This is a genomic window from Achromobacter spanius (assembly GCF_002812705.1).
Taxonomy (GTDB): domain Bacteria; phylum Pseudomonadota; class Gammaproteobacteria; order Burkholderiales; family Burkholderiaceae_B; genus Achromobacter; species Achromobacter spanius.
Window position 1 is genome coordinate 52,371 of record NZ_CP025030.1, and the last position, 18,945, is coordinate 71,315.

Below are 18,945 nucleotides of genomic sequence, written 5' to 3' on the forward strand. Positions count from 1 at the left end.
CTCATGAGCAAAGCCCCCACCCCCGACAGCAACGGCATCACCCGCTACGGCGTCGCCGGCGGCACCGGCCAAGGCGGTTCACACATGCCGTTCGCGCGCGCGGTCGCCGCCGACGGCTGGCTGCACGTGTCCGGCCAGGTGCCGATGGAAAACGGGGAAGTGATTGAAGGCGGCACCGTCGCGCAGTGCCACAAGGCGATCCAGCAACTGCTGGCCATTCTGAAGGAAGCCGGCTACGGCCCGGAACACGTCGTGCGTTGCGGCGTATGGCTGGACGACGCGCGCGATTTCCCGTCGTTCAACAAGGTCTTCAAGGAATACTTCGGCGAAAACCCACCCGCCCGCGCCTGCGTGCAATCCAGCCTGATGGTGGACGCCAAGGTGGAAATTGACTGCGTGGCGTATAAGCGGCCGTAAGCGGCTAACGCCGGTGTGTCGAAACTGGGCAACGCCGGCTCGTCGTAGGATGGGTGAAGCGCGGAAGGCAAGGGGCAAGAACCCCGACTTTGAACGCGCGTAACCCATCAAACACCGGCCCAATTCTTCTGGGGGCCGGCCATACCTCCACCTTCGCCTGATGGGTTACGCGCGTTCGACGCCCGGGTTCTTGCGTCCAATCTCCCGCGCTTCACCCATCCTACATTTTCACGATATCCACGCCTTGTGGCGCCGTGAATTGGAATTCCTTGGCGGGTAGCGTGGGGTTGGCGTTGATGGCCGATAGGTCCACGCGCGTGGTCTGGCCGAACGAATCCAACAATTCCACACGCACCGGCAAGTTGTCCTTCATGCCGATATCCACGCGCGAAAAGCCGGCGTCCGCCGTGCGCGGCTTGGCGCGCAGCCAGTCTACGCCGTCCTTGGACGGCAAGGCCGACACATCGAACGACTGCTCAAGCGAGCCCGAACCGAACAGGATCGCGGCGGGCGACGTGCCGATGGCGGCGTCGACCCTGCGTTCAGTAACTTGCGCCAGGTCCGGGTCGAACTGGAACAACACGCGACCGTCGGACACCACCAGTTGCTCATAGGGCTTCTGCACCGCCCACTTGAATTTTCCCGGACGTTGGAACGAGAACACGCCGGTTTGCGCGGGCTGCGTGCGGCCCTGGTTGTTCACCGTGTACTGCGAGAACGAACCCGTGGCCGACGTGACCGTGGCCACAAACGACTTCAACTGCTCTTGCGCGCTGGCGGCAAACGACAGCGCGGGCGCCAGGCTCAGGGCGGCGACAACGGCCAGGCGGCGAAACGTCTTCATCATGCTTCCTCTCGGGCAGCGGCAGCGGCAGCGGGGACCAGGATCTCGCGGTTGCCATTGGACTGCATCGCCGACACCATACCCGATTGCTCCATCTGCTCGAGTAACCGGGCGGCGCGGTTGTAACCAATGCGCAGGTGGCGCTGCACCAGCGAAATCGACGCGCGGCGGTGCTTGAGCACCACTTCGCAGGCTTGGTCGTACATCGGGTCGGACTCCGCGTCGCCGCCGATGCCCGTGACGCTGCTGGCGCCTTCGCCGTTGTCGCCTTCGACGCCGCCTTCCAGCAGCCCTTCGATATAGTTCGGTTCGCCCTGCGCCTTCAGGTTTTCCACCACGCGGTGCACTTCGTCGTCGCTGCAGAACGCACCGTGCACCCGCACCGGCAGGCCGGTGCCCGGCGGCATGTAGAGCATGTCGCCCTGGCCCAGCAGGGTTTCGGCGCCCATCTGGTCAAGAATGGTGCGGGAATCAATCTTGGACGACACCTGGAACGCGATGCGCGTCGGGATGTTGGCCTTGATCAGGCCCGTAATGACGTCCACGCTGGGACGTTGCGTGGCCAGAATCAAGTGAATGCCGGCCGCGCGCGCCTTCTGTGCCAGGCGGGCGATCAGTTCTTCGATCTTCTTGCCCACCACCATCATCAGGTCAGCCAACTCGTCGATCACCACCACGATGGTGGGCAACGGCGCCAGCGGCTCGGGCTGGTCGGGCGTCAGCGAGAACGGATTGGGGATGGGTTCCTCACGCTTGATGGCGTCGCGGATCTTGGTGTTGTAGCCCGCCAGGTTGCGCACGCCCATCTTGCTCATCAGGCGATAGCGCTTTTCCATTTCACCCACGCACCAGTTCAGGGCGTTGGAGGCTTGGCGCATGTCGGTGACAACCGGCGCCAGCAGGTGCGGAATCCCTTCGTAGACGCTCATTTCAAGCATCTTCGGGTCAATCAGGATCAGGCGGGTATGCGACGCATCGGCCTTGTAGAGCAGCGACAGGATCATGGCGTTGATCCCCACCGACTTGCCCGAGCCGGTCGTACCGGCCACCAGCAGGTGGGGCATCTTGGCCAGGTCAGCCACCACGGGGTTGCCCGCGATGTCCTTGCCCAGCGCCATCGTCACCACCGAATGGCTGGCGTGATAGGTCTGCGAACCCAGAATTTCGGACAAACGCACCATCTGGCGGCGCGGGTTCGGCAGTTCCAGGCCCATCAGATTCTTGCCCGGAATGGTTTCCACCACCCGGATGCTGACCAGGCTGAGCGCGCGGGCCAGGTCCTTGGCCAGGTTCACGATCTGGCTGCCCTTGACCCCGGTAGCCGGTTCGATTTCATAGCGCGTGATGACCGGGCCCGCCTGGGCCGCCACCACGGTGACGGACACGCCAAAGTCGGCCAGCTTCTTTTCAATCAGGCGCGACGTGAATTCGATGGTCTCGGCGGAGACGGTTTCCTGGTTGGTAAGCGGCGGATCCAGCAGACTGATGGCGGGAAGGTCGCCCTCGGCACCGCCCGACGGGGCAAAAAACAGCGACTGCTGCTTTTCCTTTTCTACCCGTTCGGACTTCGGCACGACGGTAATGGCGGGTTCGATCCGCACCGGCTGCTCGTGCACCAGCTTTTCCTGCTTGGCCACGACCTGTTCCGTGCGCACGGCCTTGGCCACCTGGCCCACCTTGCGGTCTTCGCGCGCGGCGTAGGAATCGCGAACGCGGCGCACCAGGCCTTCCAGCCATGCGCCCACGCGCTCGGCCACGGCCAGCCACGAAAACGAGAAGAACAGGCTCAGGCCGATCGCCAACATGACCAGGAAGGCCAGCGTGCTGCCGGTAAAGCCGATGCTGCGGCTGATCAGATCGGCCAACATGTGGCCGATGACGCCGCCCGCGCCGCTGGCGGTCTCGGACGCGCCGGGCAGATGCGTGCCGTGGCTGGCCAGGCGCAGGGCTTCCATGCCCAGCGACCCTATCAGCAGCAGGAAAAAGCCGATGCCCTCTTCCCAATGGACACGCGGCAGCACTTCCGGCTGTTTACCATTAGTTACTTTAAGCTGGCTGGCCAAGCGCCGGTAGCCTGCCCGAACCCGGTGCAGCAGCAGGATGACCCACCACCAGGCGGAAAAACCGAACAGATAAAGCAGGATGTCTGCTAAGTAGGCGCCCAGCCGGCCGCCGTGGTTGCGCACGACGTCACCGGGGACAGAGTGCGACCAGCCAGGGTCGGACGCGCTCCAGGTGGCCAGCACCAGGGTGAGCCAGGCCGCCAGGGCGGCAAATAGGATCCAGCGGGCTTCGCGCAGCAACGCGGAGATACGCGTTTGTAGCGGCGAAGGACCGTTGCGGGTGTTGCGCGAGGCGCGCGGGGAAGCAGTCGAGATACGCGGCATGCGGCTCATTATAATTGGGCGTTAACCTAAAGATACCCGCCCATGTCCACGCCCACCCACGCTAAAGTTTTGATACTCGGTTCCGGCCCCGCCGGTTACACGGCGGCCGTCTATGCGGCACGCGCCAACCTCAGCCCCGTCCTGGTGACCGGCCTGGCCCAAGGCGGCCAGTTGATGACCACCACGGACGTCGATAACTGGCCCGCCGACGCGGATGGCGTCCAGGGCCCCGACCTGATGCAGCGTTTCCAGAAGCACGCCGAACGCTTCAACACCGAAATGCTGTTCGACCACATCGCCAAGGTTGATCTGTCCAAGCGCCCCTTCACGCTGACGGGCGACACGGGCAAGATCTACACCTGCGACGCCCTCATCATCGCCACCGGCGCATCGGCCAAATACCTGGGCCTGCCCTCCGAAGAGGCCTTCATGGGCCGCGGCGTGTCCGGCTGCGCCACCTGCGACGGTTTCTTCTACCGCAACCAGGACGTGGTCGTGGTGGGCGGCGGCAACACCGCTGTCGAAGAAGCCCTGTACCTGTCGAACATCTGCCGCAAGGTCACCCTGATCCATCGCCGCGACAAGTTCCGAGCCGAACCCATCCTGGTCGACAAGCTGATGTCCAAGGTCGAGAACGGCAACATGGAACTCAAGCTCTTCCACACCCTGGAAGAAGTGCTGGGCGACAACAGCGGTGTAACCGGCGTGCGCGTACGCCACGTGGACACTGGCGCTACCGAAGACATGCCCGTCACGGGCGCCTTCATCGCCATCGGCCATCAGCCGAATACCGAAATCTTCCAGGGCCAACTGGAAATGAAAGACGGCTACATCGTCACCAAGAGCGGCTTGTCCGGCATGGCCACGATGACGTCCGTTCCGGGCGTGTTCGCCGCCGGCGACGTGCAAGACCATGTCTACCGCCAAGCCATCACCAGCGCCGGCACGGGCTGCATGGCCGCCCTGGACGCGCAACGGTGGTTGGAGAATGCGGGGCAGTAAGGTCGGCCTGGCCGACCTGAAACGCCTGAAGAAAGACCTGCAAGCCGAGCGCGAACGCGAAGCGCTCGCCAAGCGGGTTGCCGTACTGAAGAAGCCTGAAACCGCCCCCATGGACGACATGGCGGCGTTTCAGCGCACCATGAAGTCCGTCACGCCGATCAAGCAGGCCGCCCGGGTGGAACACAAGCCCGTGGCGGAACCCGCGCCCGCGCTGCGCCGGGCCAACGCGCTGGGCGAAACGCCGTCACGCGCCGATATCGGTGTGTCCGACGGTGGCGAAATTACCCATCTGCTTTCCGAAGGCGGCACCGCTTTCGTGCGCAGCGACGCCGCGCCCGACACTGCGCGCAACCTGCGGCGCGGCCAATGGCGCGCGGGCGCCGAACTGGACCTGCACGGCTTGCGCGTGGAGCAGGCGCGCCATGCGCTGCTGTCGTTCCTGGATGAATGCCAGGATCACGGCATCCGCTGCGTGCGTATCGTGCACGGCAAGGGCTATGGCTCGGAAGGCCTGGAACCCGTGCTGAAAGACAAGGCGCGCACCTGGCTGGTGCAGAAGAGCGAGGTGCTGGCGTTTTCCGAAGCGCCCGAACGCGAAGGCGGCGCCGGTGCGCTGCTGGTGCTGCTGCGGCAATCCGAAGGACAGCGCAAATGAAATGGCTATACCTGGGCGTGGCGATCATTGCCGAGATCTTCGCCACCAGCGCCCTGAAGGGCTCCGAAGGCTTCACCCGCCTGGTGCCGTCCATCATCACCGTGTTCGGCTACCTGATCTCGTTCTACTTCCTGTCGCTGACGCTGCGCGAGATCCCGGTCGGCATTGCCTACGCCATCTGGTCGGGCGTGGGCATCGTGCTGATCTCCATCGTGGGCGCGGTGTTGTTCAAGCAGCATCTGGACACGCCCGCGCTGATCGGCATCGGCCTCATCATCGCCGGCGTGGTGGTGATGAACGTGTTTTCGAAATCGGTCTCGCATTGACCGCGCGCACCGGGCGGTTTGGGTGGCCCGCGTCGTGGCGCAGGCAGGCGGCCTGGCTTTGCCTGGCTTGCCTGGCCGGGCTGGCTTGCCTGGGCTACCTGCCGGCCGCCAACGCCGCCGCCGACGCCACCAACGCCAACGCCAACGCTGCCGCACAGGATTTCAACCGCGCCGCCGAACTGGCCCGCTACCGCTCGTGGCTGAAGGACTTCACCCAGGATCTCAACACGCTGTCCGCCACGCGCCGCCCGCTTGGCGACGCCCAGTTGGACGAGATGTTCGCGCGCACGGTCGTGCCGGGTTCCCGGGGCGCGGGCTTCATCCGCCAGACCTTCGCGCGGCGCGGCACGGACGGCACCTACACGGCCCAATCCGGGCCGCGCCGCGTGTTCCTGGGCGTCTTGGAAAGCGGCATTCCTGCCGGCCAGGGCGGGCGTTACCCCGAGACGGACCCCGCCCTGAATGTCGCCGACCTGACCGTCTGGTACCTGCACGTGGACGTGGGCGACATGACCAATACGTACCTGCTGTCAGGCGAACATTTCACGCCCTACCGGCTGCCCCCGCCCGGCAAGCTGGAACGCAAGGCCTACCCCTTCCTGCTGATGCAGACCGACCATGGCGCCTTGCGCCTGGGCGGCGTCAGCAGTGAACTCTGGGGCCTGATCGTCTATTTGCAAAATGCCGCGTATTAAGTCCGCCCTGCGCCTGCTGGCCGTGGCCACGCTACCGCTCGCCTCTACATGGGCGCATGCGCTGTGCCAGCCCATGGCGGCATCCGGCCAACGGGAAACCGTGGTCGCCGATGTGCGCCTGGACGACACCAACACGCTGCTGGCGCTGGATGGCTCGCGCATCAAGACGTGGGAGCCCCCCGTTGGCATACGAACCGGCCAGCGCGCCACGCCCTACCTCTGGGCCGAAGCCGTGGACTGGTCCGTATACACCGCCGAACCAGGCGCCACCATCGGCCCTACCCTGCTGCGATTCGAGCGCGGCCCGGATGGCGTCAGGCATGTCTGCGGCATCGCCGAATACAGCGCCCGTGCCGTACACGAGGCGATGGAATCCGGGCAGGCCTCGCTGCCCATGCCCGACAACGAAACGCGCTTTCTTTACGACGACGCGGGGCGGCTTGCCGGCTATGAACTGCGGTCGCGCAACGCGGCGGGCCGTGCCAACCCCACGCAGCATTTCTGCCTGCGCTATGACCGCCACGGCTGGCTGGCCGAACAGGGCGCCAACGCCTGCAACAAGCCTTCGCAACCGCTGATGCGCTACGTGCACGATGCGTCCGGCCGCCTGCTGCGCACGATTTCCTACCTGGAAAGACAAGGCGACGCGATTGAGGTCAGGGAGTTCGACGCGCAAGGCAAGCCTGCCCAGCGCACCCTGCGCCAACGGCTGGATTGGGACAACGACAGGGTGGTGCTGGGTTTGCCCTACCCAGAGCGCGCATCGGAATATTCCATTCTGGTGCTGCCCGGCCCGAACTGGGCGGCACCGGCGTTGGAGTCGTATCACTATGACTGGGCCATCGTGCAGCCCAAGGGCGATGGCCGCGAGGTCTACGCCGCCCGGCGGGACCCCACCGCCGTGCTCGCGCAGGGCAACAGCGGCCCGAACGGCCGCTTCACGCTAAGCGCCGCGCAACGTCGGCAGGTTTGGGATGCAGTGGGCCGGCACCCCGGCGGCGTGCAATGGCTATGGGCGCCGGGGCAGATCTACACACTGATGCAAGCCCTGCCCGACCAAGTCTGGCAGGCTTGCATCGACCCCGAGAACCGGCAAGCGAACGCCTGCAAGGCGCCCTAGGCGCTTTCTAGCTACTTTCAGCAGGCGGCCGGGTCGCGCCGGGACGGCGCAGATAATCCACCAGCGCCACCGTCGCGCTGTCGGGTGGCGGGGTCAGCAAAGACACCACGATGATCGTCAGGAAGGCCACCGGCGCGCCGAACACGCCCGCCGCAATCGGCTGTATGCCCCACCACAAATCCACCGGTTGGATGCGCGAGATGCCCAGCACCGATTCGCGCAGCCACGGATGCGTGTAGGTCATATAGGCGAAGGTCACCAACAAGCCCGCCGCCATTCCCAAGGTGGCGCCCCATTTGTTGGCGCGCCGCCAGAACACCCCCATCACCAGCGCGGGAAAGAACGACGAGGCCGCGAACGAGAACGCCGCCGACACCATGAATAGAATGTCGGCGGGTTTGCGCGCCGCCACCCAGGCCGCGCCAAACGCCACCACCAGCAGCAGAATCTTCGACACCATCACGCGGCGCGCGGCCGACATGCGCGGCGACACCATCCGGTACCACATGTCATGCGACAGGGAATTGGACAAGGTCAGCAGCAGGCCGTCGGCCGTGGACAGGGCCGCGGCCAACCCGCCCGCCGCGACCAGCCCCGAAATCACATAAGGCAGGCCGCCGATTTCCGGCATGGCCAGCACCACGACGTCCGCCCCCATGCTGATTTCGCTTAACTGCACGACGCCGTCGCGGTTGATGTCGGTGACATCCAGCAGGTTGCTGTCAACCGCGCTCCAGGCATGCACCCAGTTGGGCAGGCTCAGGAAGTTGGAGCCGACCACCTGCGTGTAGACCTCGTACTTGACCAGCAGCGCCAGCGCGGGCGCCATGAAATACAGCAGCAGGATGAACAGCAGCGACCAGCACACCGACTTGCGCGCCTCGATCACCGAGGGCGTGGTGTATGAGCGCATCAATATGTGCGGCATTCCCGCCGTGCCCAGCATCAGGCACAGCACCAGCGCCAGGAAGTTGATGCGCATGTTGCGCTGTTCCTCGGGGTCCTTGGCGGGGAACGGTTCGGCGTGCGGCGTGGCGGGCGCGGCCCGCGCCTCGAAGGTGGCGCGCGCCTGCGACCAGGCCACCCGCGCATCTTCCACGCTGGCGGGGTAGGCGGCCAGTTCGCGCTCGACCGATCGGATGTCGACCATGGGCGCTTCGGTGGCGCTCAATTGCGCCAGGCGGCTGCGCAGCTTGTCTTTTTCCAGCGTCCAGGATTCCGGCAACGTCTGCACACGCTTGGCCATTTCATCGGCATGCTGCTGCCACAGCCGGCGCACCTCGATCTCGGAAGGATCATTCTGCAGATAGATCTCTTTTTCGGTCACCTGCTGCAGCACCACGCCCGCGGACAACTGCGGCACGGGCATGTTCGTATGCTTGACCGACAGCCACACCACCGGCACCAGGTAGGCAATGACCAGGATGATGTACTGGCCCACCTGCGTCCACGTGACGGCGCGCATGCCGCCCAGAAACGAGCACACCAGCATGCCGCCCAGCGCAACGAAGATACCCAGTTCGAACGAAATGCCGGTCATGCGCGTGGTGATGATGCCCACGCCGTAGATCTGCGCGACCAGATAGGTGAACGAGCACAGGATGGCGCAGGCCACACCGGCCAGGCGCGGCAAGTTGCCGCCGTAGCGCGCGCCCATGAAATCGGGGATGGTGTACTGACCAAAACGCCGCAGGTAGGGCGCCAGCAGCATGGCGACCAGCACATAGCCGCCCGTCCAGCCCAGGATGTAGGCCAGGCCGCCGTAACCCGTCAGGTACAACGTGCCCGCCACGCCGATGAAGGAGGCCACGGACATCCAGTCGGCGGCCGTGGCCATGCCGTTGTAGATGGCGGGCACACGCCGCCCGGCCACGTAGTATTCCACTTGGTCCGACGTGCGGCAGACGATGCCGATACCCGCGTACAAGCTCACCGTGACCAGCAGGAACACATAGCCGATCCAGTTGCGCGGCATGCCCAGCACTTCGGCCAGCGCCAGCAACAGAATCATCAGCGCAAAGCCCGCCGTGTACAGCACGTAGATACGCCGCAGCCGGATCTTGAATTCCTGGGGTGTATCTCCGCTGAAAAACGGCATCAGCGGTCTCCCCCGGCAGGGTCGGCATCTTCTTCAGCCAACTCATCAGCGCTGTTCATGACCCGGGCGTAGATACCAATGATGATCAGATAAGCCAGGGGTGCGCCATAAGCCGCCATCCAGAAGGCGAACGGCCAGCCGATGAAATCAAAGCTGAGCCTGCGGGCGAAGAAGGTAGGCACGAACGTCAGCGCCGCCCAGACGACAAGCAGCAACAGGATCAGCCGCAAATTGCGGCGCCAATAGGGAGTCGGGGTGGAAACAGGAAGAGGTGCGCGGGATTTCGGCATAGCTAGGATGTTTGCAGACCCTACCTGGATAGCGCGAAACGCTGCGTCTGAAAAGCCCTTGCGGCAGAAATTCAGGCTTTTTATGCGACAACGGCTGGCACTACCTGGTGCCAGCCGCTGTGCGTTTTGCTTTTTTTGAGTACTGCTTTACTTTTTTTATGTACCGGTGCCGCCGGTATTTGCCCATGCAGGGCTTTGTCTCCTCACCTGCATGGGAAGAGATTCTGCACCATGTGCGGGATTGTCACACTAGGGGAATGCCCTAAGACGGAGCATTCATTTACATATTCCATGCCCCACAGTGGTGCGAAATGACCACAAAGTTCTAAATATTGGGATTTTCTGGCTGAAATCCCGGAATTGAGCCGAATTCAGGAATCCCGCCCGTCCCGAAATATGACGCTTGCCACCGCGCGATGCCCGGAATCGGGCGTGGCGTGCCCTCCTTCCCCCGGGGCTGCATTTCACCTGGCCAGGGCGGCGTTTATTTCTTGTTTACGCCCCGTCCCCGAAGCTATATCCCGTTTTTACCCCCCGCTCCGTAACCTGCCGGTGTCCTGCTTTGGTCACCTGGCCTGCCCGGCGCGCATCCGCTTTCGCCGCGCAGGCCCGTCGTTCGAAGGGAGCGCCGCTCCCGGGAGGAAAAACGTGGATGCCATCTATATCACCGCCTTCGCCGTCATGGCTGGGCTGACATTCGGCCTGCTGCAGTTCTGCGCCAGCTTGTCGTCGGGAGAGCCGTCATGAACTGGCTCTATGCATTCAGCGGCCTGACGGCCGCGGCGCTGTTCGTCTACCTGCTGGTGGCGCTGTTCAAACCGGAGAAATTCTGATGACCGCCGAATTCATCGGGCTGCTGGTCTTGTACCTGGCAGTCCTGCTTGCGATCGCGCCGCTGCTTGGGCGCTACATCCGCATCGCCATGGAAAACGGCCAATCCAGGCTGACCGCCTGGGGCCGCCCCTTGGAACGCGGCATTTACCGGCTTGCGGGCATCGACCCGCAGGCTGAAATGGGTTGGAAGCGCTACGCCGTGGCAGTGCTGGCCTTCAACCTGATCGGCGTCGCGATGGTCTATGGCCTGCAACGCTTTCAGGGCATGTTGCCGCTGAATCCCGCGGCCATGGGCGCCGTCACCCCGGACTCGGCGCTCAACACCGCCATCAGCTTCGTCACCAACACCAACTGGCAAGGCTACGGCGGCGAAGCGACGATGAGCTACCTGACGCAGATGCTGGCGCTGACGGTGCAGAACTTCGTGTCCGCCGCCACCGGCATCGCCGTGCTGTTCGCGCTGATACGCGGTTTGTCGCGCCACAGCTCCGCCACGATCGGCAACTTCTGGGCGGATATGGTCCGCTGCACGATGTATGTGCTGCTGCCGCTGTCCTTCGTACTGGCGCTTGCGCTGGTCAGCCAGGGCGTCATCCAGAACTTCAGCCCCTATCAAGACGTGCAGACTGTACAAGCCCTGCATTACGAGCAGCCGCGCGTGAACACGGACGGCCAGCCCGTGCTTGATGCCTCGGGTCAGCCCGTGATGGATTCCGTGACGACATCGACGCAGACGCTCGCGATGGGGCCCGTAGCCTCGCAGGAAGCCATCAAGCTGCTGGGCACCAACGGCGGCGGCTTCTTCAATGCGAATTCGGCGCACCCGTTCGAGAACCCCACGCCGCTGGCGAACTTCCTGCAGATGCTGGCCATTCTGGCGATTCCCGCCGCGCTCTGCTTCGCGTTTGGCGAAATGGTCGGCAGCCGCCGCCAGGGCATCGCCATCCTGGCGGCCATGACGGTGCTGTTCGCCGTTTTCGCGCTGACCACCGCCTATTTCGAACAGCAGCCCAACCCCATGGCCGCGCAGGCGGGCGCCGACAGCGCGCTTACCGCGTTGACACCCGGCGGCAACATGGAGGGCAAGGAATCGCGCTTCGGCATCGCGGCCACCTCGCTCTTTGCCATCATCACCACGGCCGCGTCCTGCGGCGCCGTGAACGGCATGCATGACTCATTCAGCGCCATGGGCGGGCTGCCGCCGATGCTGCAGATGCAGTTGGGCGAAGTGGTCTACGGCGGCGTGGGCTCCGGGCTGTATGGCATGCTGGCCTTCGCGGTGCTGGCGGTCTTCATTGCCGGCCTGATGATCGGCCGCACCCCGGAATACCTGGGCAAGAAGATCGAAGCCTTCGACATGAAGATGGTGTCCATCATCATCCTCGCCACGCCCTTGCTGGTGCTGGGCGGAACCGCCCTGGCCGTCTCCGTTTCGGCGGGACAGGCCGGTGTGCTGAATCCGGGCATCCACGGCTTCTCGGAAATTCTGTATGCGCTGTCCTCGGCGGCCAACAACAACGGCAGCGCGTTTGCCGGGCTGTCCGCCAATACGCCCTTCTACAACGTGCTGCTGGGCATCGCCATGTGGTTTGGCCGCTTCGCCGTGATCGTCGCGGTGCTGGCCATGGCCGGCTCGCTGGCGGCCAAACGGCGCTTGCCCGCCGGCCCCGGCAGCATGCCCACCACCGGCCCCCTCTTTGTGGTGCTGCTGATCGGCGCGGTGCTGCTGGTGGGCGCGCTGACGTATGTGCCCGCGCTGGCCCTGGGGCCGGTCGCCGAACACCTGCAACCTTGAATGCAACAGGCTAGGAAACAACATGGCCAAGATTGAATTGCCAACCTCAAGCGCAGGCGGCGCCGCCGCCCACGCCCCCACGGTCACCGCACAAGAGCGCCCCTTCGGCATGTGGTCCCGCTCGCTCGTCGCGCCCGCCCTGCTGGACAGCCTGCGCAAGCTCTCGCCCGCCGCGCAGTTGAAGAACCCCGTCATGTTCGTCGTGTACGTGGGCAGCATCCTGACCACCGTGCTGTGGGTCATGGCCCTGCGCGGCCAGGCCGAAGCCCCGGCGGGCTTCATCCTGGCCATCGCCGTATGGCTGTGGTTCACGGTGCTGTTCGCCAACTTCGCCGAAGCGCTGGCCGAAGGCCGTGGCAAACAGCAGGCCGCGACCCTGCGTGGTTTGCGCACCACCATCAATGCGCGTTTGCTCAAAGGCTTTCGCGACGTGGATATCCGTGACGCGAACCCGGCGCAATGGCGCAGCCAGGCCACGAGCCAGGCATCCGGACTGCTGCGGCGCAATGACGTGGTGCTGGTCGAAGCGGGCGACACCATACCCGGCGACGGCCAGGTCATCGCCGGCGTCGCCTCGGTGGATGAAAGCGCCATCACGGGGGAATCCGCGCCCGTCATCCGTGAGTCGGGCGGCGACTTCTCGTCCGTCACGGGGGGCACCCGGGTGCTGTCCGACTGGATCTTCGTCCGCATCGCTGCCGACCCCGGCGAGAGTTTCCTGGATCGCATGATCTCGATGGTGGAAGGCGCCAAGCGCCAGAAGACGCCCAACGAACTCGCGCTGACCATTTTGCTGGTCGGGCTGACCGTGGTGTTCCTGCTGGTGGTCGTGACGCTGATGCCGTTCTCCATCTACGCGGTCAACGCGGCGGGTGGCGGCGCGGTGGTCACGGTGACGGTATTGGTGGCGCTGCTGGTCTGCCTGATCCCGACCACCATCGGCGGCCTGCTGTCGGCCATCGGCGTGGCGGGCATGAGCCGCATGATGAGCGCCAACGTCATCGCCACGTCCGGCCGCGCGGTCGAAGCGGCGGGCGACGTGGACGTGCTGCTGTTGGACAAGACCGGCACCATCACTTTCGGCAACCGCCAGGCATCCACGTTCCTGCCCGCGCCGGGCGTGTCCGCCCGTGAATTGGCCGACGCCGCCCGCCTGGCCTCCATGGCCGACGAAACGCCCGAAGGTCGCAGCATCGTGGCGCTGGCCGACAAGACCACCCACGCCCCCGCCGCGCGTGTTGAAGATGCGGAGTTCGTGCCGTTCACCGCGCAATCCCGCATGAGCGGCGTGAACCTGGGCGAACGCATGATCCGCAAGGGCGCGGTCGACGCCGTGCTGTCCTGGCTCAAGGCGCTGGACGCCAGCGTGCCCGACGCCGTGTTGCATCAGGCCGAAGACGTGGCGCGGCGCGGCAGCACGCCGCTGCTGGTCAGCGACGGCAACCGCGCGCTGGGCGTGGTGGAACTGAAAGACATCGTCAAGCCCGGCATCCAGACGCGCTTTGCCGAGCTGCGCCGCATGGGTATCAAGACCGTGATGATCACCGGCGACAACAAGCTGACCGCCGCCTCCATCGCGGCCGAAGCCGGCGTGGACGACTTCCTGGCCGAGGCCACGCCCGAAGCCAAGCTGCAATTGATTCGCGCCTATCAGGCCGAAGGCCGCCTGGTGGCGATGACGGGCGACGGCACCAACGACGCTCCCGCGCTGGCGCAGGCGGACGTAGCCGTGGCGATGAACTCGGGTACCCAGGCCGCCAAGGAAGCCGGCAACATGGTGGACCTGGACTCCAACCCCACCAAGCTGATCGAGATTGTCGAAATCGGCAAGCAGATGCTGATGACGCGCGGCGCGCTGACCACGTTCAGCGTGGCCAACGACGTGGCCAAGTACTTCGCCATCATCCCGGCCGCCTTCGCCACCGTCTTCCCGCAGTTGAACGTGCTGAACATCATGCACCTGACCACGCCCGCCTCGGCCATCCTGTCCGCCGTGATCTTCAACGCGCTGATCATCGTGGTGCTGATTCCGCTGGCGCTCAAGGGTGTGCGCTACCGGCCCCTGGGCGCATCGGTGCTGCTGCGCCGCAACCTGCTGATCTACGGGCTGGGCGGGCTGCTGGTGCCGTTCGTTGGCATCAAGCTGGTTGACATGGTGCTGGCCGCGCTGGGCTGGGCCTAGGCCGGCCGCGCCTGAGCCGGCCGCGCCTGAGCCAAGCCTGATCCTCGCTTCCTCTCCGTACAAACAAGGAATCCATCATGAAATCCATTACTACCCCTCCCCCTGCCCAGGCGCGCCAAGGCGGCGTGCTGCGTCCCGCGCTGGTCGTTTTCGCCGCGCTGTCATTGGTGACGGGCCTGGCCTACCCCTTCCTGACGCGCGGCGTGGCCGCCGTGGTGTTCCCACATGAAGCTGCCGGCTCGCTGATCACGCAAGGCGACAAGGTGGTCGGGTCGGAACTGATCGGCCAGTCGTTCACCGCGCCGCAGTACTTCTGGGGCCGGCCGTCGGCCACCGCGCCCATGCCGTACAACGGCGCGGCCTCGGGTGGCTCGAACCTGGGCCCGCGCAACCCCGCATTGGCCGAGGCCATCCAGGACCGCATCGCGGCCTTGAAGGCGGCCGACCCCGACAACCCCACGCCGGTGCCGGTGGACTTGGTCACCGCGTCCGGCAGTGGCCTGGACCCCAGCATCAGCCCCGCCGCGGCCAGCTACCAGGCCGCGCGAGTGGCACGCGCCCGCCATGTGCCGCGCGCGCAGGTGGATGCGTTGATCCAGGCCCACACGGAAAAGCCCTGGCTGGGCGTATTGGGGGAACCGGTCGTCAATGTGTTGACGCTGAACCTGGCGCTGGACAAATTGCACCCGGCACAATGATGGCGCGGCGTATAGTATCGCCAGCCTTTCCCACCCCACTCTTGCGCGTTCATGGCTGACATTGCTGGCGAGCGTCCCGATCCGGACGCGCTTTTGAAAACGCTGGACGACGCCGCGCGCGAGGCAGCGCGCGGCAAGCTGCGCGTGTACTTCGGCGCGTCGGCCGGCGTCGGCAAGACCTACGCCATGCTGGTGGCCGCCCGCGCTCAAGCGGCTCAGGGCGTGAACGTGCTGGCCGGCATCGTCGAAACCCACGGCCGTCGCGAAACGGCCGGCTTGCTTGACGGCATCGCAGCCCTGCCGCTGAAAGACGTGGCGTACCGGGGCCACGTGCTGAAAGAGTTCGACCTGGACGGCGCGTTGGCCGCGCGCCCCGGCCTGGTGCTGGTGGACGAACTGGCGCATTCCAACGCGCCCGGTTCGCGCCACGCCAAGCGCTGGCAAGACATCCACGAACTGCTGGCCGCCGGCATTGACGTCTGGACCACGCTGAACGTGCAGCATCTGGACAGCCTGAACGAAGCGGTGGGCAGCATCACCGGCGTGCGCGTCTGGGAAACCGTGCCCGACGAGGTCTTCGACACCGCCGACGAAGTCATCCTGGTGGACCTGTCGGCCGATGAACTGCTGCGCCGGCTGAAAGAAGGCAAGGTCTATCTGCCCGAACAAGCTCGCCACGCCACGCGCAATTTCTTTCGCAAAGGCAACCTGATCGCCCTGCGCGAGCTGGCGCTGCGCCGCACCGCCGACCATGTGGACGACGACGTGCAGGCGTATCGGCGCGACCGCGCCATCGAACCGGTATGGCGCACGCGCGAAGCCGTGGTGGCCTGCATCGGCCCGGACGCCGACGCCGAATACGTCATCCGCAGCGCCCATCGCCTGAGCCAGCAACTGGAATGCGATCTGCACGTGGTCACCATCGACACGCCGCGCGCGGCGCCCACGCCTCAAGCCGAGCAAGACCGCATGCAACGCAGCCTGGCGCTGGCGGACAGCCTGGGCGCGCGCACGGAGACGCTGGCGGGTGGCGACATGGTCGACGCGGTGGTGCGCTACGTGCGCCGGCACAACATTACCAAGGCCATCGTGGGCCGTACGCGCGCCAGCGGCCTGCAGCGCCTGCGCGTGTCCCTGTCCGCATTACTGTCCGCCGCCCTCGCGCCGGGATGGCTATGGCGCCGGCACAGCTTTGCCGACATGCTGGCCGCGGGCTGCCCTGAAATCGACATCATCCGGCTGGGCGCCCCCCCGCTGCCCGCCAGCGCCCCGCCAGGGCGCGACCCGCTGACACTGGGGCGTGGCGCGCGCATCAACGCCGACGACCGTGGCGCCAACCCCTGGCTGGGCTATGCCTGGGCGCTGTGCTATTGCGCGGTGGCCACCGGCTTGTCGATGCTGGCGTTTCCCGCGCTGCACCAGACCAACATCGTCATGCTGTTCCTGCTGGCGGTGGTGGCGGTGGCGCTGCGGCATGGGCGCGGCCCTGCCGCGCTGGCGTCGGTTGTCAGCGTCGGCTTGTTCGACTTTTTCTTCGTGCAGCCGCTGGCCTCGTTTGCCGTGTCGGACGTGCAATACCTGCTGACTTTCGCCGTGCTGCTGGCCGTGGGCCTGTTGATCGGGCAACTGACGGCGGGGCTGCGGCTACAGGCGCAGGTGTCGGTCAAGCGCGAAGCCGACGCGCGCAGCCTGTATGAGTTCGCGCGCGAATTGTCGTCCGCGCTGTTGCCCGAGCAGATCGTGGCCCTGGCCGGGGCATTCGTACACGCCACCTTCGGCTCGCGTTGTGCGCTGTATATCCTGGGACTGGACGACCGCTTGAAGCTGGCCTCACCCGCCGCCGCCGACATGCCTGCCCTGGAATCGGCGCTGGCCCAATGGGTGTATGACCACGGCCAGCCCGCCGGCGCGGGCACCACCACGCTGTCCAACAGCGAACTGCTGTATCTGCCCTTGAAAGCGCCGATGCGCACACGCGGCGTGCTGGCCCTGGCCGCGCCCCGCCGCAGCCTGTTCACGCATCCCGATTCGCGCCGCCAGATCGAAGCCTACGCCACGCTTATCGCCATTGCCCTGGAACGGCTGCACTACGTCGAGGTGGCGCAGCAGGCGCTGGTCAGCATGGAATCGGAACGGCTGCGCAACTCGCTGCTGGCGGCGGTGTCGCATGACCTGCGCACACCGCTCACCAGCCTGGTCGGCATGACCGACACGCTGACGCGCCGGCCGGGCACGCTGCCCGACGATGTACAGGAAACCATCCGCGCCATGCGCGACCAAGCCCAGCGCATGCATGCGCTGGTCGTCAATCTGCTGGATATGGCGCGGCTGCAAAGCCACGACACGCCGCTGCGTCTGGAATGGCAATCCATCGAAGAGCTGGTGGGCGCGTCGCTGGCCGCCATGCGCGAACCCCTGGCCGCGCACCGCGTGACCGTGGCCCCGCTGTCGAACCTGCCGCTGGTGGAGTGCGATGGGGTGCTGATCGAACGCGTGCTGTGCAACCTGCTTGAAAACGCGGCCAAGTACACCCCCCCCGGCAGCACCGTGCACATTCACGCAGCGGTTCACGACGGCATGCTGCGCGTGGCCGTGTGCGACAACGGCCCTGGCGTCGCGCCGGGCGCCGAACGCCGCATCTTCGAAAAATTCACGCGTGGCGACCGCGAGTCCGCAACGCCAGGTGTGGGCCTGGGTCTGGCCGTGTGCGACGCCATCATCCAGGCCCACCACGGCCGCATCTGGGTCGAGCACGCGCCAGGGCAAGCCTCGGGCGCGCAATTCGTCTTCAGCCTGCCGCTGGGCACGCCGCCCGACGTTCAACCCGAAATTCAATCCGACATTCCTTGAAGACACGCCCAGCATGTTCGACTACCAGCCTATCGTTCTGATCATCGAAGACGACGCCAATATCCGGCGCTTTGTGCGCCAGGCCCTGGAAAGCGAGGGATGCGTCGTGCACGAGGCCGACACGGTCAAGCGCGGCCTGATCGAAGCCGGCACGCGCCAGCCCGACGCCATCGTGCTGGACCTGGGGCTGCCCGACGAAGACGGCATGACGCTGATCCGCGAACTGCGCAGTTGGACGCAAGTGCCCGTGCTGGTCTTGTCCGCCCGCAGCGCCGAGCCCGACAAGGTAGCCGCGCTGGACGCGGGCGCCGACGACTACCTGACCAAGCCCTTCGGCGTCAGCGAACTGCTGGCGCGGCTGCGCGTGCTGTTGCGCCGCCATGCGCGGGCGGGCGCCGGCAACGCGGCCGAGATCACGTTCGGCGACGTCCGCATCGACTTCGCCAAGCGTGTCGTCGAGCGCGCCGGCCAGCACGTGCACCTGACCGCCATGGAATACCGCCTGCTTGCCGCGCTGCTTGCGCACCGGGGCAAGGTCATGACGCACCGCGAGCTGCTGCGCGAGGTCTGGGGCCCCTCGCACATCGAAAGCAACCACTACCTGCGCATCTACATGGGGCACCTGCGCCAGAAACTGGAAGCGGACCCGGCGCAGCCCGTCTTCCTGATGACCGAGATCGGCGTGGGCTACCGCTTCGCGGGCTGATCGCGCGATCACCGATCAGTTTTTCTTGGCCTTTATCCCGCCTTTA

The 18,945-nt window shown here is 65.7% G+C and carries 16 protein-coding genes; 12 read left to right on the plus strand and 4 right to left on the minus strand.

Annotation, left to right across the window (positions count from 1 at the left end; translation table 11 throughout):
* Positions 1-3 precede the first annotated feature (3 nt).
* On the plus strand, positions 4-417 hold the full coding sequence (locus CVS48_RS00245) for a RidA family protein (RefSeq protein ID WP_100852826.1): 414 nt from the start codon (positions 4-6) through the stop codon (positions 415-417).
* Positions 418-637: 220 nt separating this feature from the next.
* Here the strand turns inward: CVS48_RS00245 and lolA are convergent, their stop codons facing one another.
* Together lolA and CVS48_RS00255 are read right to left on the minus strand one after the other, a co-directional pair.
* Entirely contained in the window at positions 638-1,261 is a 624-nt protein-coding gene (gene lolA / locus CVS48_RS00250) for an outer membrane lipoprotein chaperone LolA (RefSeq protein ID WP_172616241.1), read from the minus strand.
* Complete coding sequence (locus CVS48_RS00255; protein ID WP_100857454.1) at positions 1,261-3,648, minus strand: DNA translocase FtsK; 2,388 nt, start codon at positions 3,646-3,648, stop codon at positions 1,261-1,263. The genes lolA and CVS48_RS00255 overlap by 1 nt, the downstream gene beginning before the upstream one ends.
* A 42-nt stretch (positions 3,649-3,690) precedes the next feature.
* Between CVS48_RS00255 and trxB the strand changes: the two genes are divergently transcribed.
* Genes trxB through CVS48_RS00280 form a run of 5 tightly spaced genes read left to right on the plus strand, consistent with a single transcriptional unit; the run spans position 3,691 to position 7,446 of the window.
* The gene (gene trxB / locus CVS48_RS00260) at positions 3,691-4,650 is read left to right on the plus strand and encodes a thioredoxin-disulfide reductase (RefSeq protein WP_100852828.1); all 960 of its coding nucleotides are present in this window, start codon (positions 3,691-3,693) and stop codon (positions 4,648-4,650) included.
* A complete protein-coding gene (locus CVS48_RS00265) occupies positions 4,637-5,305 on the plus strand; it encodes a Smr/MutS family protein (protein ID WP_100852829.1) in 669 nt (222 codons plus the stop codon). The genes trxB and CVS48_RS00265 overlap by 14 nt, the downstream gene beginning before the upstream one ends.
* The gene (locus CVS48_RS00270; protein ID WP_054424385.1) at positions 5,302-5,631 is read left to right on the plus strand and encodes a DMT family transporter; all 330 of its coding nucleotides are present in this window, start codon (positions 5,302-5,304) and stop codon (positions 5,629-5,631) included. The genes CVS48_RS00265 and CVS48_RS00270 overlap by 4 nt, the downstream gene beginning before the upstream one ends.
* Entirely contained in the window at positions 5,628-6,326 is a 699-nt protein-coding gene (locus tag CVS48_RS00275; RefSeq protein ID WP_100852830.1) for a hypothetical protein, read from the plus strand. The genes CVS48_RS00270 and CVS48_RS00275 overlap by 4 nt, the downstream gene beginning before the upstream one ends.
* A complete protein-coding gene (locus CVS48_RS00280; protein WP_100852831.1) occupies positions 6,313-7,446 on the plus strand; it encodes a hypothetical protein in 1,134 nt (377 codons plus the stop codon). The genes CVS48_RS00275 and CVS48_RS00280 overlap by 14 nt, the downstream gene beginning before the upstream one ends.
* 7 nt (positions 7,447-7,453) lie before the next feature.
* On the opposite strand, the gene CVS48_RS00285 is transcribed toward CVS48_RS00280, so the two are convergent.
* Both CVS48_RS00285 and CVS48_RS00290 read right to left on the minus strand, forming a co-directional pair.
* Positions 7,454-9,544 (minus strand): sodium:solute symporter family protein, encoded by a 2,091-nt coding sequence (locus CVS48_RS00285; protein ID WP_100852832.1) that lies wholly within the window; start codon positions 9,542-9,544, stop codon positions 7,454-7,456.
* On the minus strand, positions 9,544-9,834 hold the full coding sequence (locus CVS48_RS00290; protein ID WP_100852833.1) for a DUF4212 domain-containing protein: 291 nt from the start codon (positions 9,832-9,834) through the stop codon (positions 9,544-9,546). The genes CVS48_RS00285 and CVS48_RS00290 overlap by 1 nt, the downstream gene beginning before the upstream one ends.
* Before the next feature lie 743 nt (positions 9,835-10,577).
* Between CVS48_RS00290 and kdpF the strand changes: the two genes are divergently transcribed.
* The 6 genes from kdpF to kdpE all read left to right on the plus strand — a co-directional run bounded on the left by kdpF (position 10,578) and on the right by kdpE (position 18,899).
* On the plus strand, positions 10,578-10,667 hold the full coding sequence (gene kdpF / locus CVS48_RS00295) for a K(+)-transporting ATPase subunit F (RefSeq protein WP_050447213.1): 90 nt from the start codon (positions 10,578-10,580) through the stop codon (positions 10,665-10,667).
* Positions 10,667-12,463, plus strand: a complete 1,797-nt coding sequence (gene kdpA, locus CVS48_RS00300) for a potassium-transporting ATPase subunit KdpA (RefSeq protein ID WP_100852834.1) — start codon at positions 10,667-10,669, stop codon at positions 12,461-12,463. Before kdpF ends, kdpA begins: the two co-directional genes overlap by 1 nt.
* A gap of 22 nt (positions 12,464-12,485) precedes the next feature.
* Positions 12,486-14,645, plus strand: a complete 2,160-nt coding sequence (kdpB, locus tag CVS48_RS00305) for a potassium-transporting ATPase subunit KdpB (RefSeq protein WP_100852835.1) — start codon at positions 12,486-12,488, stop codon at positions 14,643-14,645.
* A gap of 77 nt (positions 14,646-14,722) precedes the next feature.
* Positions 14,723-15,343 carry a potassium-transporting ATPase subunit KdpC gene (gene kdpC, locus CVS48_RS00310; protein ID WP_100852836.1) on the plus strand — a complete coding sequence of 207 codons (621 nt, stop codon included), beginning with the start codon at positions 14,723-14,725 and terminating at the stop codon, positions 15,341-15,343.
* Positions 15,344-15,394: 51 nt separating this feature from the next.
* Positions 15,395-18,193, plus strand: coding sequence for a sensor histidine kinase (locus CVS48_RS00315; protein ID WP_100852837.1), 2,799 nt, complete (start codon positions 15,395-15,397; stop codon positions 18,191-18,193).
* A 13-nt stretch (positions 18,194-18,206) separates the two neighbouring features.
* Positions 18,207-18,899 (plus strand): two-component system response regulator KdpE, encoded by a 693-nt coding sequence (kdpE, locus tag CVS48_RS00320; RefSeq protein WP_100852838.1) that lies wholly within the window; start codon positions 18,207-18,209, stop codon positions 18,897-18,899.
* Positions 18,900-18,945 lie beyond the last annotated feature (46 nt).